16 protein-coding genes are annotated in these 15,417 nt (G+C 65.8%); 10 read left to right on the top strand and 6 right to left on the bottom strand.

Annotated elements, in window-relative coordinates:
* Positions 1-119: 119 nt before the first annotated feature.
* The 3 genes from lepB (at position 120) to era (ending at position 2,703) form a co-directional block, all read left to right on the top strand.
* Positions 120-944 (top strand): signal peptidase I, encoded by an 825-nt coding sequence (lepB, locus tag HMP09_RS10105; protein ID WP_176500264.1) that lies wholly within the window; start codon positions 120-122, stop codon positions 942-944.
* Positions 941-1,603 (top strand): ribonuclease III, encoded by a 663-nt coding sequence (rnc, locus tag HMP09_RS10100; RefSeq protein WP_232090172.1) that lies wholly within the window; start codon positions 941-943, stop codon positions 1,601-1,603. The genes lepB and rnc overlap by 4 nt, the downstream gene beginning before the upstream one ends.
* A 176-nt stretch (positions 1,604-1,779) precedes the next feature.
* A complete protein-coding gene (gene era / locus HMP09_RS10095; protein ID WP_232090171.1) occupies positions 1,780-2,703 on the top strand; it encodes a GTPase Era in 924 nt (307 codons plus the stop codon).
* A 34-nt stretch (positions 2,704-2,737) separates the two neighbouring features.
* Here the strand turns inward: era and HMP09_RS10090 are convergent, their stop codons facing one another.
* The gene (locus HMP09_RS10090) at positions 2,738-3,436 is read right to left on the bottom strand and encodes an NAD-dependent deacylase (protein WP_176500261.1); all 699 of its coding nucleotides are present in this window, start codon (positions 3,434-3,436) and stop codon (positions 2,738-2,740) included.
* A 205-nt stretch (positions 3,437-3,641) separates the two neighbouring features.
* Between HMP09_RS10090 and HMP09_RS10085 the strand changes: the two genes are divergently transcribed.
* The 4 genes from HMP09_RS10085 to HMP09_RS10070 all read left to right on the top strand — a co-directional run bounded on the left by HMP09_RS10085 (position 3,642) and on the right by HMP09_RS10070 (position 7,430).
* Positions 3,642-4,421: a hypothetical protein gene (locus tag HMP09_RS10085; RefSeq protein WP_176500260.1), complete on the top strand. Its 780-nt coding sequence runs from the start codon at positions 3,642-3,644 to the stop codon at positions 4,419-4,421.
* A gap of 249 nt (positions 4,422-4,670) precedes the next feature.
* Positions 4,671-6,188 carry a fumarate hydratase gene (locus tag HMP09_RS10080; RefSeq protein ID WP_176500259.1) on the top strand — a complete coding sequence of 506 codons (1,518 nt, stop codon included), beginning with the start codon at positions 4,671-4,673 and terminating at the stop codon, positions 6,186-6,188.
* Between the two features lie 50 nt (positions 6,189-6,238).
* Positions 6,239-6,859 (top strand): hypothetical protein, encoded by a 621-nt coding sequence (locus HMP09_RS10075; RefSeq protein ID WP_176500258.1) that lies wholly within the window; start codon positions 6,239-6,241, stop codon positions 6,857-6,859.
* Positions 6,860-6,941: 82 nt separating this feature from the next.
* Positions 6,942-7,430 (top strand): DUF2501 domain-containing protein, encoded by a 489-nt coding sequence (locus tag HMP09_RS10070; RefSeq protein WP_176500257.1) that lies wholly within the window; start codon positions 6,942-6,944, stop codon positions 7,428-7,430.
* Positions 7,431-7,990: 560 nt separating this feature from the next.
* On the opposite strand, the gene HMP09_RS10065 is transcribed toward HMP09_RS10070, so the two are convergent.
* Entirely contained in the window at positions 7,991-8,572 is a 582-nt protein-coding gene (locus tag HMP09_RS10065) for a hypothetical protein (protein ID WP_232090170.1), read from the bottom strand.
* Between the two features lie 112 nt (positions 8,573-8,684).
* Here HMP09_RS10065 and HMP09_RS10060 point away from each other — a divergent pair, with 112 nt between their 5' ends.
* Positions 8,685-9,059, top strand: coding sequence for a PRC-barrel domain-containing protein (locus tag HMP09_RS10060; RefSeq protein ID WP_176500256.1), 375 nt, complete (start codon positions 8,685-8,687; stop codon positions 9,057-9,059).
* Positions 9,060-9,170: 111 nt separating this feature from the next.
* Here HMP09_RS10060 and uvrB read toward each other — a convergent pair whose 3' ends face one another.
* Entirely contained in the window at positions 9,171-11,369 is a 2,199-nt protein-coding gene (gene uvrB / locus HMP09_RS10055) for an excinuclease ABC subunit UvrB (RefSeq protein ID WP_176500255.1), read from the bottom strand.
* A 273-nt stretch (positions 11,370-11,642) separates the two neighbouring features.
* Here uvrB and HMP09_RS10050 point away from each other — a divergent pair, with 273 nt between their 5' ends.
* Positions 11,643-12,473 (top strand): ferredoxin--NADP reductase, encoded by an 831-nt coding sequence (locus HMP09_RS10050; RefSeq protein WP_176500254.1) that lies wholly within the window; start codon positions 11,643-11,645, stop codon positions 12,471-12,473.
* Between the two features lie 169 nt (positions 12,474-12,642).
* The gene (locus HMP09_RS10045; protein WP_176500253.1) at positions 12,643-13,029 is read left to right on the top strand and encodes a VOC family protein; all 387 of its coding nucleotides are present in this window, start codon (positions 12,643-12,645) and stop codon (positions 13,027-13,029) included.
* Positions 13,030-13,260: 231 nt separating this feature from the next.
* Here HMP09_RS10045 and HMP09_RS10040 read toward each other — a convergent pair whose 3' ends face one another.
* The 3 genes from HMP09_RS10040 to HMP09_RS10030 are packed head-to-tail and all read right to left on the bottom strand — an operon-like array spanning position 13,261 to position 15,382.
* A complete protein-coding gene (locus tag HMP09_RS10040) occupies positions 13,261-14,439 on the bottom strand; it encodes an MBL fold metallo-hydrolase (RefSeq protein WP_176500252.1) in 1,179 nt (392 codons plus the stop codon).
* A gap of 59 nt (positions 14,440-14,498) precedes the next feature.
* Positions 14,499-14,927, bottom strand: coding sequence for a DUF4345 domain-containing protein (locus tag HMP09_RS10035; RefSeq protein WP_176500251.1), 429 nt, complete (start codon positions 14,925-14,927; stop codon positions 14,499-14,501).
* The gene (locus HMP09_RS10030) at positions 14,924-15,382 is read right to left on the bottom strand and encodes a DUF2721 domain-containing protein (RefSeq protein WP_056065567.1); all 459 of its coding nucleotides are present in this window, start codon (positions 15,380-15,382) and stop codon (positions 14,924-14,926) included. The genes HMP09_RS10035 and HMP09_RS10030 overlap by 4 nt, the downstream gene beginning before the upstream one ends.
* Positions 15,383-15,417 lie beyond the last annotated feature (35 nt).

Here is a 15,417-nt window from a genome sequence, read left to right as displayed (position 1 = left end):
CTCCGAATAGACGTGCGCGCGAGTAATGCTGCAAGCGCGAGACCGCGACAACGCCTCATTCGGCCAATCGTGTCCTGCCGACGCTTGACGTCCCGCACGCGGTGCGCAAACCCGCGCGCATGGCAAATGACGCGAAGACGAAACCCCAGCGCTCCGAGACACCCCGTTCTGAAATGGGCGAGACCTTCCGCTTCCTGCTGAAGCTCGCGCTGGTCGTGCTGATCCTGCGCAGCTTCATCTTCGCGCCGTTCAGCATCCCGTCCGAATCGATGCTGCCCCGGCTGCTGATCGGCGACTATCTCTTCGTCTCGAAGTGGAACTACGGCTATTCGCGCTGGTCGTTGCCCGGTGGCGTGCCGCTGATCCCCGGCCGCATCTTCGGCAGCACGCCGACCCGCGGCGACGTGGTCGTCTTCCGCGCGCCCGAAGTGCTCGATCACGACGTCATCAAGCGCGTCATCGGCCTCCCCGGCGAGACCGTCCAGATGCGCCAGGGCACCGTCTACCTCAACGGCAAGGCGATCCCGAAACTCCGCATCGCCGACTTCACGATCCCGCTCACCGCCAATTTCGACGCCGAGAAGTGCGGCGCGCCGTTCGTCGACGTCGTCGCGAACGTCCAGATCTGCCGCTACCCCCGCTTCCGCGAGACATTGCCCGGCGGCCGCAGCTACGAAGTCCTCGACCAGGCCCAGCTCCCCGACCGCGACGACACCGGGCTCTACACCATCCCCGCGGGCCACATCTTCGTGATGGGCGACAACCGCGACGACAGCGGCGACAGCCGCTTCCCCGCGCCGCAGGGCATGGGCTACGTCCCGCTTGAGAATGTCGAGGGCAAGGCGGTCGTCAATTTCTTCTCGACCGACGGCGACGCCGAATGGCTCAAACCCTGGACCTGGGTCAGCGCCGCGCGGTGGAGCCGCATCGGGGAAGGCTTGTGAGCGACCTATCCGGCTGGCTGAAGACGCTCTTCGGCCGCGTTCCCACCGATCTCGCCCCCTATGAGCGCGCGCTGACCCACGGCAGCCAGGCCGCGGCCAACTATGAGCGTCTCGAATTCCTCGGCGACCGTGTGCTCGGCCTGATCATCGCTGAGTGGCTGTACGAACTGTTCGCCACAGACCCCGAAGGCTCGCTGTCGAAGCGCCTCAACGCGCTCGTCACGGGTCTGGTCTGCGCCGACGTAGCCCGCGAACTGGGCGTCCGCCCACACCTCAAACTCGGCAAGCAGGCGCGCGACGACGGCGCCAGCGACAGCGACAACGTGCTCGGCGACGTGATGGAGGCGCTGATCGGCGCCTGGTACCGCGAAGCCGGCCTAGACGCCGCCCGCGCGTTCGTCCGCGGCGCCTGGGGCGACAGGGTGCAAGCCGGCGCCAAGGCCCCGCAACACCCCAAGTCCGCGCTCCAGGAATGGGCAGCCGCGCATAACCGCAAGCCCCCCGAATACACCGTCGTCGAGCGCTCCGGCCCCGGCCACGCGCCCAAATTCACGATCCTCGTCTCGGTCGGCAAGCTGGCCGAAGCCACCGCAATGGGCTCCAGCAAACAGGAAGCCGAAACCGCCGCCGCCAAGGCGCTCCTGGAAAAGCTCGGCTGACCCGACCTTCTCCGTCATCCTGACGAAAGTCAGGATCCAGAGCCAAAAGCGACAGCCTGCGTGACCCTGGATCCTGACTTTCGTCAGGATGACGGATGCGACGGGTGCGGGAATGACGGCCGCGCGTTTTATCTGTATGACCGGCGCCGACTATCCCGATGCCGAAAAGAACCTGCGTGACCGAACCAACCACTTCCGAGACGTCCACCCCCAAGCATTGCGGCCTCGTCGCCATCGTCGGTGCCCCGAACGCAGGCAAGTCGACGCTTGTCAACGCGCTCGTCGGCCAAAAGGTCGCGATCGTCAGCCCCAAGGCGCAGACCACGCGCGCCAAGCTGATGGGCGTCGCGATCGAAGGCGACACGCAGATCCTGCTCGTCGACACCCCCGGCATCTTCGAGCCCAAGCGCCGCTTCGACCGCGCAATGGTCGCCGCCGCCTGGGGCGGCGCGGAGGGCTCGGACATCATCGCGCTGGTGGTCGACGCCAAGGGCGGGATCGGCGGGAAGGTCACGACAATCGTCGAGTCGCTGGTCGGCCGCACCGAACCGATCTGGCTGATCCTCAACAAGGTCGATCTCGCCGACAAGACCAAGCTGCTGATCCACGCGGAGAAGCTGAACGCGCTGCTCCCCTTCGCCGAGACGTTCTTCATTAGCGCCGGCACCGGCGACGGCCTCGCGCACTTCAAGACGCGGCTCGCCAAGGCGATGCCCGAAGGCCCGTGGCATTACCCCGAAGACCAAGTCTCCGACTCGACCGAGCGCGCGCTCGCGTCCGAGGTCACGCGCGAGCAGCTCTATCTTCAGCTCCACGCCGAACTCCCCTATGCGAGCACGATCGAGACCGAGCAGTATATCGAGCGCCAGGACGGGTCGTTGGAGATCCACCAGCAAATCCTCGTCGAACGCCCGACTCAGCGCGCGATCGTGCTCGGCAAGGGCGGCGTGCGGATCAAGGAAATTGGCGCGCGCTCACGCATCGAACTCGCCTCGATCACCGGCAAGCCCGTCCACCTGTACCTGCACGTCAAGGTCAAACCCGGCTGGGACGAAGACCGCGAAATCTATCGCGACATGGGCCTCGACTGGGTGGACTGATGCCAATCCTCCCCCTGGCGGGGGAGGAACAGTTTTACTCCAAGACCTGATCCACCCAATCCGGCACCAGCACCCCGGCAGCCCCGATCCGCGTCTCCTCGAAGAACACGCTCCCCATCGACGGATCGAGGTTCAGTTCCAGCGTCGCAGCACCATGATACGCCGCGGTCTGCACGAACCTTGCCGCCGGATACACCGCGCCCGACGTCCCGATCGATACGAACAGATCGGCCCGCGCCAGCGCCGCCTCGATCCGCTCCATCTGGTACGGCATCTCGCCGAAGAACACGATGTCCGGCCGCAACGCCGACGACCCGCACGCGCCGCACACCGATCCCTCAGGCAGCGCGTCCGCCCAAGGCTCGCGAGCGCTGCACACGGCGCACAACGCCGACAGCAACTCGCCATGCATATGCAGCATCCGCGTCGCCCCCGCCCGCTCGTGCAGGTCATCGACATTCTGCGTGACTATCAGCAATTCGCCCGCCCACGCAGCATCCAGCCGCCCCAGCGCCCGATGCGCCGCGTTCGGCTCGACCGCCGCCAGCGCTGCGCGCCGCAGATCGTAGAAGCGGTGCACCAGTTCCGGATCCGCCGCGAGCGCCTCGGGCGTGCACACATCCTCGACCCGGTGGCCTTCCCACAAGCCACCTGGCCCGCGGAACGTCGCGATGCCGCTCTCCGCGGAGATGCCCGCACCCGTCAGAACGATGATGTTCCGTATATCCTGCATCGCCACAGTCTACGCACTGCGCTGTCGGCAGGATAGCCGCAGCCGCGCCGATATCGCGCGCGTCCACGCGTTGCGGCGACGTGATGCGTCCGGTTGCACGTTTCCGGCGTTGAACCGGACCGACCATGTCTTCATGGTCGCCCGCAAACCGATCGCCGATGCCATCATGGCACCGCGCGCTATGATAGTCGAAGGATCCGACCCGATGTTGACGAAAAAGCTGATGCTGCTCTGCGGCGTGGTCGCGGTCCTTGCAGGCTGTGGCGACAAGACGTCGACCGACGCCAACAGCGCCGCCGCCAATACCAGTGCGACGGCGAGTGCGGCGTCCGACGTCACTCGCGTCCGCGGTGTGATCACCGCGGTCGGCACCGACGCGCTGACCGTCCAGACCTATGACGGCAAATCGGTCAGCGTGCCGCTCGACGCGACGACCAAGTTCGCCTGGGTGGTGAAGTCGGACCTTTCGACGTTGAAGGACGGTGATTTCATCGGCACCGCGACGACCGGCCCGGATAACGCGTTGCGCGCGGTCGAACTCGTCATCTTCCCCGAGGCGATGCGCGGCACTGGCGAGGGGCATTATCCCTGGGACGTCCCCGGTGCGGTCGCGGCCGCAGGCGGTGGCACCAACGGGTCGAGCGCGATGACCAACGGCACCGTCGACGGGCAGAGCGCGATGACCAACGGCACCGTCGACGGGCAGAGCGCGATGACCAACGGCACGGTCGATCAGCAGAGCGGCATGACCAACGGCACCGTAACCGGTGGCGCAGGCAAGCCCGGCGAGACGAAGCTGAGCATCTCTTACAAGGGCGGCAAGGCGCAGGTCGTCGTGCCTGTCGGCACGCCGATCGTCCGGTTCGAGCCGGCCGAGCGCTCGGTCCTGGCCAAGGGCCAGAAGCTGTTCGCGATCACCTCGACCGGCGCGTCGGGTGCCAAGTCGGTCGCGGTCGGCAAGGACAGCCTGACCCCGCCGATGTAATCCTGCCGATCAAGCGATGCGTCCCGGCCCGTGTGCCGGTACGTTGAACTCGGTGCGAGGCGGCTGAAGTGGATCTATGGCACTTCGGCCGCTTTTTGCGGATCGGTATCTGCCGCGATCGGCGCGCATTGGTGTAACCTTGTCGTAACCTTTGGCCGCTCGCGCCGCGGTCGCCGCGATGGCGCCGTCTTCATAAATCGCGCGATCGCCGCTAAGACGCCTGCAACCCTGTATCCGCAAAGGCGCTGCATGACCCTCATCACCGAAGCCGACTTGATCGAAAGCGTCGCCGACGCGCTCCAGTTCATCAGCTACTATCACCCGATGGATTACATCCGCGCCTTGGGCGTTGCGTACGAGGCGGAGAAATCGCCCGCCGCCAAGGACTCGATCGCGCAGATCCTGACCAACAGCCGGATGTGCGCGGAGGGCCACCGCCCGATCTGCCAGGATACCGGCATCGTCACGATCTTCGTCAAATGGGGCCAGGATTGCCGTCTCGATTCGACCCGCTCCTTGCAGCAGGTTGTCGATGAAGGCGTGCGCAAGGCGTATCTCAACCCCGAGAACAAGCTGCGCGCGTCGATCCTGGCCGATCCCGCCTTCACGCGCCGCAACACCAAGGACAACACGCCGAGCGTGATGCATGTCGAGATGGTGCCCGGCAACACCGTCTCGATTGACGTCGCGGCAAAGGGCGGCGGCAGCGAGAACAAGTCGAAGTTCAAGATGATGAACCCGAGCGATTCGATCGTCGACTGGGTGCTTGAGATGATCCCGCAGATGGGCGCAGGCTGGTGCCCGCCGGGGATGCTCGGCATCGGCATCGGCGGCACCGCCGAGAAGTCGATGCTGCTCGCCAAGGAATCGCTGATGGGCGCGATCGACATGGCGCAGCTGAAGGAACGCGGGCCCAAGAACGACATCGAGGCGCTGCGGATTGAGATCTACGACAAGGTCAACGCGCTCGGCATCGGTGCGCAGGGGCTGGGCGGGCTCTCGACCATCCTCGACGTAAAGATCTTCGACTGGCCGACGCACGCCGCGTCGAAGCCGGTCGCGATGATCCCCAACTGCGCCGCCACCCGCCACGCGCATTTCGTGCTCGACGGCTCGGGCCCGGTCTATCTCGAAGCGCCCAAGCTGAAGGAGTGGCCGGATGTGAACTGGACCCCCGACAAGGCCGCGATCCGCGTCGATCTCGACACGCTCACGCCCGAGGTGGTGCAGACGTGGAAGCATGGCGACCGCCTGCTGCTGAACGGCAAGATGCTCACCGGGCGCGACGCCGCGCACAAGCGGATCGCCGACATGCTGGCGAGGGGCGAGGAACTGCCCGTCGATTTCCGCGGTCGCGTCATCTATTATGTGGGCCCGGTCGATCCGGTCGGCGACGAGGTGGTCGGCCCCGCAGGCCCCACCACCGCGACGCGGATGGACAAGTTCACGCGCATGATGCTCGACCAGGGCCTGCTCGCGATGGTCGGCAAGGCCGAGCGCGGCGCCGACGCGACCAAGGCGATTGCCGAACGCAAGTCGGCCTATCTTATGGCGGTCGGCGGCGCGGCCTATCTCGTCGCGCGCGCGATCAAGGGATCGAAGGTCGTCGGCTTCGAGGATCTCGGCATGGAGGCGATATACGAATTCGAAGTCGCCGATTTCCCGGTGACCGTCGCGGTCGATTCGGCGGGCGAGAACGTCCACCAGCTCGCCCCGCTCGTCTGGCGCGAGAAGATTGCACGGGAGGGGCTGCTCACCCCCGCATGACCACGCGCGCGCGCAGGAGGCGGGTCGGCCCCGTCGGGTGTACGCTTGCCGTGCTCCTCCTGCTCGCGCTCACGCTGGCCTACGCGCCGCAGGTTCTGGCGTTTCCGTTCAGCCGGCGGGTCGGTGACGTCACCGTCTACGCCGAGCGCCCGATTGACGCGCGGATCGTCGACGAACTCTCGCGCGCGCAAACGCTGTTGCGATCGAGCCCCATCTACACGGGGCCCGTGCACCGGTCGCTGTTCCTGACGAACGGCGGCTGGCGCTGGCGCGTGCTCGCCGTCCAGTCGCCGCATGCCTTCGCGTTTCGTCGGCCGTTCGGGTCGGCGCTCGTGTTCAACCGGAGCGATATCGCCGCCGATCGCGTGACGACCGACCGCGACCTCGGCAACACGCGCACGCTGTCGGGCGTCATCGCGCACGAGACGACGCACATCATGATCGCCGACCATCTCGGCGAACTGCTCGCGGCGCGTCTCCCGACCTGGGTCGCGGAAGGCTATGCCGATCATGTCGCCGCCGAAAGCAGCCTGACCGACGCGGAAGCCGGGCGTCTGCGCCGGACTGATCCCCGCGCCACCGCGCTGGCCTATCACGATGCCCGCCACCGCGTGGCGACGGTGCTGGCGGCCAATGGCGGATCGGTCGACGCGCTGTTCGCCCAGCGCTGAGTCGGGGCTTGCATACGGCAACGTATCGGAACGGGGTAGGCGCTCTGCCGTTGGTGAATGGTCCCCATCGGAGTTGCGTATCATGAAAACCGCCATCGCTCTTGCCGCCGCGCTCAACCTGACAACAGGCGCCGCCGCGCAGACGGCTGCATCTCAGACCGCCGCACCGCAGACGGAGCGCGCGGCGCAGGGCGGTTTCGGAGGGCTCGGCGGATTGGGGAGCCTGCTCGGTGGCGGGTTGCCGAGCGTCGGATCGGTCGGGGCGGGCAATGCCGCGGGACTGCTCGGCTATTGCCTCAAGAACAGGCTGCTCGGGCAGGGCGGCATGCTCGGCGGATTGACCGGCGGCCAGACCGGTGCGCAGGCGACGCCGCAGGCCAGCGGCGCGCAGTCGATCCTGCAACAGCTGACCGGACGCAGGGACGTCCAGACCTCGCCCGGCTATGCGGCGGGACAGGCGGGGCAGGTCCAGGCCGGCAATGGCCAGACGCTCGCGCTCGGCAATCTCGGCGGCGAGGTGAAGACGCAGCTCTGCAACGTCGTGCTCAAGCGGGCGAAGGCGTTTCTGTAGGGCGGATCGGGACGCAAGGCGGGAATCCTTAGCACCCTCTCCCGTCATCCTGACGAAAGTCAAGATCCAGGGTCACGAAGCACGCCCTTGATGGCTCTGGATCCTGACTTTCGTCAGGATGACGGAGCGTGTGGGAAGGGTGGCTGTACCGCGTAGGATCACCAGCGCCGGTCGCGCCCGCACCACCCCAGGCAGAAATTAGCCCAAAAATGAAAAGAGGCTGCCGGCTCGTCTCCCGACGAACCGGCAGCCTCCTGACATGGTCAGCGGCCGGAGAGCTCCAGCCCGGAGGACCATGCGTACCACCTATCCTATGGCTCACGTGTTGACTGGGAGAGGATACTCCCCACGCGAACCGGCGGACTTAGCGGTGCGTCCCCCGAACGAACCGAACCGAACTCACTGCTGAACCATGAGACATCGGATCACCTCCTTTCGCTTGTGGAAAAAACGCGGCCAAGCCTGACCGCAACCGCAATGTGTGCTGGACAGGGATGCGATACAAGCCTTGTTTTACAGAAGTTTTCGGGCAATCCTTCACGGCTGTCGTTTCGTCGATTTCAGCCGCGGCAATCCTCGGTCACGCGCTCGATCTCGGCCCAGGCGGGCACCACCAGCGGGGGCAGCCCGGCCTGCTGGACGACGAACCGTCCACGACTGAACCCTATCGCCTCCAGTAGCGAATCGTTCGGCATCAGCGCCGCGGCGACATAGGCCGGCATACTGCCCGTCGGCTGGACCGCCACGGCGCGCGTCACGCTCGACGTCCGGATCGTCAGGGGCGTCGCCGTGCTGCCGGCGCGCGCCAGATAGATTTGCCGCGCGCCGGTATCGCACCGCACCGTCAGCGAGGCGTCGGCATTCGCCGGCCCGAACAGCGCGATCGAGCCGCGCGCGTCGCGCCGATACACCCATGTTCCCGGCGAATAGGGCCAGTCGCGCCAATCGGCGGCGATCGGCACGGGGCGCGGTGCGGGAGCAGGCGCCGCGGCGACCGTGCTCGGCGGCGGCGGCGCTTCGGCCCGCGGCGGCGGGACGCAGCCGGCAATCGATGCGAGCGTCGCCAGACCGGCAAGTCGCGCCAGGACGATGGAGCTGGCAAGCGATCGCAAGCCGACGGAACAGGGGGACTGGATACGCATCGCATCGCTATGCGGCACGCCCGGCGGCGGCTCAAGCACGACGAAGCGCGCTAGCCGGGAACCGCCGCACGGTGATACCGGTTCAACGACGGAAGATCTCAGGAGAACACGCATGTCCGACGCCGCCCAGACCCCGACTCAGCTGCTCGTGCAGGCGAGCGTTGCCGGCACGATGAAGGTCGAGAGCCGCGACGGCGACGCTGTCGGATCGGTCCACGCCTTCATGGTCCACAAGGGCACCGGTCGCGCGACGCACGCCGTGCTCAGCCTCGGCGGCTTCCTCGGCATGGGCAAGAGCTTCTACCCGCTGCCCTTCGCACTGCTCCAGTTCGACGCGGTCCGCGACCTCTACGTCGTGACGATCGACAAGCGTGTCCTCGAAGGTGGCCCGAGCTGGTCGAACAACGCACCCGTCTTCGACCAGGCCTATGCCGACCGCGTTGCAAGCTATTACGGGTCGAGCAGCGAAGACCTCGTCGTCGGCTAAGCTGACCCCTTCGTCATCCTGACGAAAGTCAGGACCCAGAGTTACTGACCGCAGCGTCCGCAGCTCTGGGCCCTGACCTTCGTCAGGGTGACGAAAACGGAGGTGGGCGCGTCAACGCGAGCGTGAGCCGCCCATCCGCATCTTCTGGCTCTTCCCGTAGCGCGTCTTCCGCGTCCCCGGCTTGCCCTCGTTAGAGCGACCCATGACCGGCGCCTTTTGCTGGTCCACCGGCAGACCCAGTTCCTCGTTCTCCAACTGCCGAATCTCGTCGCGCAGCCGCCCGGCGGTCTCGAATTCGAGATCCGACGCTGCCTTGCGCATCTGCTTTTCGAGATCCTCGATATACGCCCGCAGGTTATGCCCGACCATGTGCGGCCGGTCCTCATCGATCGGGATCGTCACCTGATCCTGGCTCGCCACATGCGCGATGATATCGCCGATGTTGCGGCGGATGGTCGTCGGCGTGATGCCGTGTTCGGTGTTGTACGCGACCTGCTTCTCGCGACGGCGCGACGTCTCGTTCATCGCGCGCTCCATCGATCCGGTGACGCGATCGGCGTACAGGATCACGCGGCCGTCGACGTTACGCGCCGCGCGGCCGATCGTCTGGATCAGCGAGGTCTCGGAGCGCAGGAACCCTTCCTTGTCCGCATCGAGGATGGCGACCAGCCCGCATTCGGGGATGTCCAATCCCTCGCGCAACAGGTTGATGCCGATCAGCACGTCGTACACGCCCAGCCGGAGGTCGCGGATCAGCTCGATGCGCTCCAGCGTCTCGACGTCGCTGTGCATGTAGCGGACCTTGATCCCCGCCTCGTGCATATACTCGGTCAGATCCTCCGCCATCCGCTTGGTGAGCGTCGTGACGAGCGTACGATAGCCGAGGGCGGTCGTCTTGCCGACTTCGACGATCAGGTCCTGCACCTGTTCCTCGACCGGCTTGATCTCGACGGGGGGATCGATCAACCCGGTCGGACGGATGACCTGTTCGGCGAACACGCCGCCGGTCTGCTCCATCTCCCAGCTGCCCGGTGTCGCCGAGACATAGGTCGTCGGCGGCCGCATTGCGTCCCATTCGTTGAACCTAAGCGGCCGGTTGTCGATCGCCGAGGGCAGGCGGAAGCCATATTCGGCGAGCGTCAGTTTCCGCCGGTGATCGCCGCGCGACATGCCGTTGATCTGGCCGATCGTGACATGGCTCTCATCGACGAACAGCAGCGCATTGTCGGGCAGATATTCGAACAGCGTGGGTGGCGGCTCGCCCGGCATGCGGCCGGTGAGGAAGCGGCTGTAATTCTCGATCCCCGCACAGCTGCCAGTCGCCGCGATCATCTCCAGATCGAAGTTCGTCCGCTGCTCCAGCCGCTGCGCTTCCAGCAGCTTGCCCTCGAGCACCAGTTCCTTGAGCCGCTCGGCCAGCTCATGCTTGATCGCCTCGCCCGCCTGTTTCAGCGTCGGGCCGGGCGTCACGTAATGCGAATTCGCATAGACGCGCACCGAGTTCAGCGACGCGACCTTCTTGCCGGTCAAGGGATCGAACTCGGTGATCTCCTCGATATCGTCGCCGAAGAACGAGATGCGCCACGCGCTGTCCTCGTAATGCGACGGGAAGATCTCCAGCGTGTCGCCCTTCACGCGGAAATTGCCGCGCTGGAACGCCGCGTCGTTGCGCTTGTACTGCAGCGCGACGAGCTTGCGCACGATCTCGCGCTGGTCGACCGTCGTGCCCTTTTTCAGGTCGAAGATCATCGCCGAATAGGTCTCGACCGAGCCGATGCCGTACAGGCACGACACCGACGCGACGATGATCACGTCGTCGCGTTCGAGCAGCGCACGCGTCGCCGAATGCCGCATCCGGTCGATCGACTCGTTGGTCGACGATTCCTTCTCGATGTACGTGTCCGACCGCGCGACATACGCCTCGGGCTGGTAATAATCGTAATAGCTGACGAAATACTCGACCGCGTTCTCGGGGAAGAACGACTTCATCTCGCCGTACAGCTGGGCTGCGAGGATCTTGTTCGGCGCGAGGATCAAAGCGGGCCGCTGCACGCGGTTGATGACGCTGGCCATCGTGAAGGTCTTGCCCGATCCGGTGACGCCGAGCAGCACCTGATCCTTCTCGCCGTCGCCGATCGCGGTGACGAGTTCGGCGATCGCGGTCGGCTGGTCGCCCGCCGGTTCATACTCGCTGACGAGCTTGAACGCCTTGCCCCCCTCGACCTTGTTAGGGCGCGCGGTGGGGCGGTGCGGGACGAAGCTCTCGCCGGTTTCGGGCTCGGCGAGACTGGTGCGGATCTGAATGGCCATCGAGGGGGAATATGGGGAACATCCGGTCAGTCGGCAACGTGCCTTCGAGCACCGCCCCCTCGTGTTCTCCTGCGAACGCAGGAGCCCAGGATTACGAGAGATGCTGCCCGCGACTCTGGGCTCCTGCGTTCGCAGGAGAACCATGGATAAGGCCCCGGTTTGCCTCTCCCAAAGCTTTGCTGTTGTTGACCCATGCGGCGCACGCCAATACTGCGACCGTTTCGCAAGCATTGACCCGCCAGCGCGATTCTGCGCGGCCGAAGGAATAGACGCATGACCGCCCCGATCCTCGAAGCCACGCGCGCCCCCGTGCTGATCCCCGAGACCCCAGCGTTCCTCAACGCAAAGGTGCTGTGGGTGCGTCACTGGAACGAACATCTGTTCAGTTTCGCGGTCGAGCGCCCGTCGACCTTCCGCTTCCGCTCGGGCGAGTTCGTGATGATCGGGCTTCCTCAGGAAACCGGCAAGCCGATCATGCGCGCCTATTCGATCGCGTCCCCGCATTATTCGGAGGAGCTGGAGTTCCTGTCGATCAAGGTCGAGGACGGCCCGCTGACCTCCAAGCTCCAGCTCGTCCAGCCCGGCGACGAAGTGTATCTCGGCAAGAAGCCGACCGGCACTTTGGTGCTCGACGCGCTGCTGCCGGGCAAGCGACTCTTCATGTTCTCGACCGGCACCGGCCTCGCGCCGTTCCTCAGCCTGATGCGCGATCCCGACGTCTATGCGGCCTATGAGCAGGTCATTGTCGTGCACAGCGTGCGCCGCGTGAGCGATCTCGCCTATCACGACGAGATGGTCGGGCTGCTCGCGGAGGACCCGCTGATCGCAGACGAGGCGCAGACGCAGTTCCACTATATCCCGACCGTGACGCGCGAGCCGTTCCGCACCACGCGCCGGATCGGCGCGCTGATCGAGGATGCATCGCTGTTCGGCCACCCGGTCCGCGGCGACCAGAAGCTCAACCCCGAAACCGACCGCGCGATGCTCTGCGGCTCGACCGAGATGATCAAGGAATTCGCGGTGATGCTCGAGGCGCAAGGCTTCGAAGAGGGCGCGAATTCGAAGCCCGGCACCTTCGTGATCGAGCGCGCCTTCGTCGGCTGAGCCGCCGTCATCCTGACGAAAGTCAGGATCCAGAGCCACATAGCGCGAGCATCGTTGCTCTGGATCCTGGGTCGAGCCCAGGATGACGGATTGGGTGGCGGGCGAGGCGCATTGTCTCCGCCACAGAACCGTGTCGATATGCCTCCTCAAGCACCAAGAGGAGAGACGCATGAGCGGCTACGCAACGCTCGGCACCAACGATATCGACGCCGCGCTCACCTTCTACGACGCGCTGTTCGCGACCGTCGGCGGCAAGCGCCTTATGCAGCTGCCCGACGATCGCAAGCTGACTTTCTACGGCGCCGGCGCGGCCAAGCCGATGCTCGTCGTCGGCAAGCCCTATGACGGCCAAGCCGCGACCACCGGCAACGGCACGATGGTCGCGCTGGCCGCGGATCCGCGCGCGCAGGTCGACCAGGTCCATGGCAAGGCGATCGAACTCGGCGGTGCGGACGCAGGCGCCCCCGGCCTGCGTGGTCCCGATGAGATGAGCTTCTACGGCGCGTATTGCCGCGACCTCGACGACAACAAGCTCTGCGTATTCAAGATCGGGTGAGCAGGGGGTCCGATTTAACGATTGCCCCCTCGGCTCAGATACCATCCGGCCTGCATACCACCCTGGCTTCCATCCCACCCCGGCGAAGGCCGGGGCCCAGTTGGAAAGGGGGCAGTAATCAAGCGCTATCCCCTGCCAGCAGCCTCCCCCAACTGGACCCCGGCATCCGCCGGGGTGGTGGCTCTATCGGTGCTACGGCGCGGCGAGCTTTCTGAGACACATACCCCCGGTCTACCGCAACGCCCGAACCGCCGGCGTATCGAGGCACTTCAGCAAAGCCGCCCGCGGCATCGGCGTCCCCGTCGCCGGCGTGGCATAGCCTGCAACCTCGGTCGGCCGGCCGATCGCGACCGGCGCGAACCCGCTCTGCCCGGTGCACAGCATGGCCGCCGCCAGCAGCTTCGGCGGCGTGTCATAGCCTTCGAACGACAGCCGGAACGTCCCCCAGTGGACCGGGATCGCATGCGCCGCACCCAGCCGCCTATAGACCTCGACCGCATCGACCGGCCCGATATGGCTGCCCGACTCCATCTGCCCACCGACGAACCGGAACGCGCCGATCGGGATCAGCGCCAGCCGGATCGGCCCCAGCGCCGCCGCCTCGCCGGGCCAATTCCCGTCGCCCATCCCGGTATCACCCGCAAAGAACACGTTCCCGCCCGGCAGCGTCACGACGAAGCTCGACCACAACGCGCGGTTGCGATCGGTGAACCAGCGACTGCCCCAGTGATGGTTGCGCGTCACCGTGACCGCGACACCCGGCTTGATCGCCACCCGCTGCCCCCAGTCGAGCGCGGTCGCCGTCGCGCCGGTCTGGCCGATCACGCTGTCGTTGCCCAAGCTGGTAACGATCCGTGGCCGATCCCGCTGCCAGAGCCGCTTCAGCGTCGCCTTGTCGAGATGGTCGTAATGATTGTGGCTGACCAGCACGAGGTCGATCCTGGGCAGCGCATCGAACGCGATTCCAGGCTCGGCGACACGGCGAGGACCCGTCCCGAGCGGGCCGGCCTTCTCCGCCCAGACCGGGTCGGTAAGTATGTTCAGCCCCTCCGTTTGGATCAGCACGCTCGCATGGCCGACCCACGTCACGACCATCCGCTCACCCTCGACCCGAGCGGGCGGCGCGATCCGCTCGACCGCCACCGACTTCGGCCACGCGGGCCGTCCGTCGCTGCCCGTGAAATACTTCCAGAAGAAACTTGCACGGCCACCGCCGCTTCCCTTGGGCTGGATCTGCTTGGTATCCGCGTCGCCGTCGGGATTGAAGAACCGCGCACCGTCGAAATGGCCCGACGCCGATCCGCGATAATAGATCCGGTCGAGGAATTGCGGCACGATCGTCACGATCAGCGCGCCGATCACGACCAGCAACAGGATCGCACCGCCGACGATCTTCGATAGTGACGTCACGGCGTTCCTGTCTGCATAGGTTGAAGTCTCGGGGCCTAACGCACGCTGGCGATCATCGTTCAGTTCCGGCCGTCGGGTCCCGTCGCACGCGATGCGCTACGCCGGGCGAAATTCCATTGCCAGAGCATCAGCAACGGCACGACGATCGTCTCCATTCCCAAGCCGAGCACATGACCCTGCGACGGCACGCCCACAGCGATCAACGATATCAGCCGTGACACGCCACCGACGAAGATCAGCCCGCCGAGCAGCCGGAACCGCGCTCCCTTGCGCTCGATGTCGGGGATGCAACTGACGAACCCGAGCCCCGTCGCGAAGAATATTCCCGAGATATACCGGAAATGGCTGTCGAGATCCTTCGGCACGTCGGCCAGATGCCCGAAGGGCGCAGGTCCGTGGAGGACGCCTTGACCGCCGACGACCAGCGGCAACAGGCAGGCTACTGCGATCACGGCCTGTAATAGACGCTTTTCGATCGATCCGGTCATGGCAGCGGCCTCAGCAATTCGGGGCGAATGCGGAATGCGCGGAGCGAAATCCGCACCTCAAAGATGAACGATATCAACGCCGCGATCAGCAGGATCATCGCCAGGATGAAGCACACCGCGACGTAGGTCCCGAAATGCAGCTTTGCGAGTTCGGCGATGAACAGCAGCGCGATCAGGATGCACGTCATGATCGCGCTGGAGACTGCAAGGAACAGCGCGGCGTTGATGATCGTCATCCGGCGGTCGAGCAGGCGCAGTTCCCAGACGAAGCGGACATGCTCGGGCCCGGTGCTGCTCGCGTGGAGATGCTCAAGCTTTCGCGCACGGTCGATTACGCGCGACAGACGGCCTGCCAGCACGTTCAGCAACTGGCCGATACCCGCCAGCATGAACACGGGCGCTAGGGAAAGCTGGATCGTCTGGGCGATTGTCGAGACGGCGGGTATCGTCGGCATGTGGGCACCATGTGGTAAAATGCGGTCGATAGGAA

Source organism: Sphingomonas sp. HMP9, from assembly GCF_013374115.1.
In the GTDB taxonomy this organism is placed as follows: domain Bacteria; phylum Pseudomonadota; class Alphaproteobacteria; order Sphingomonadales; family Sphingomonadaceae; genus Sphingomonas.
This window is presented reverse-complemented; position numbering and strand designations above follow the sequence as displayed.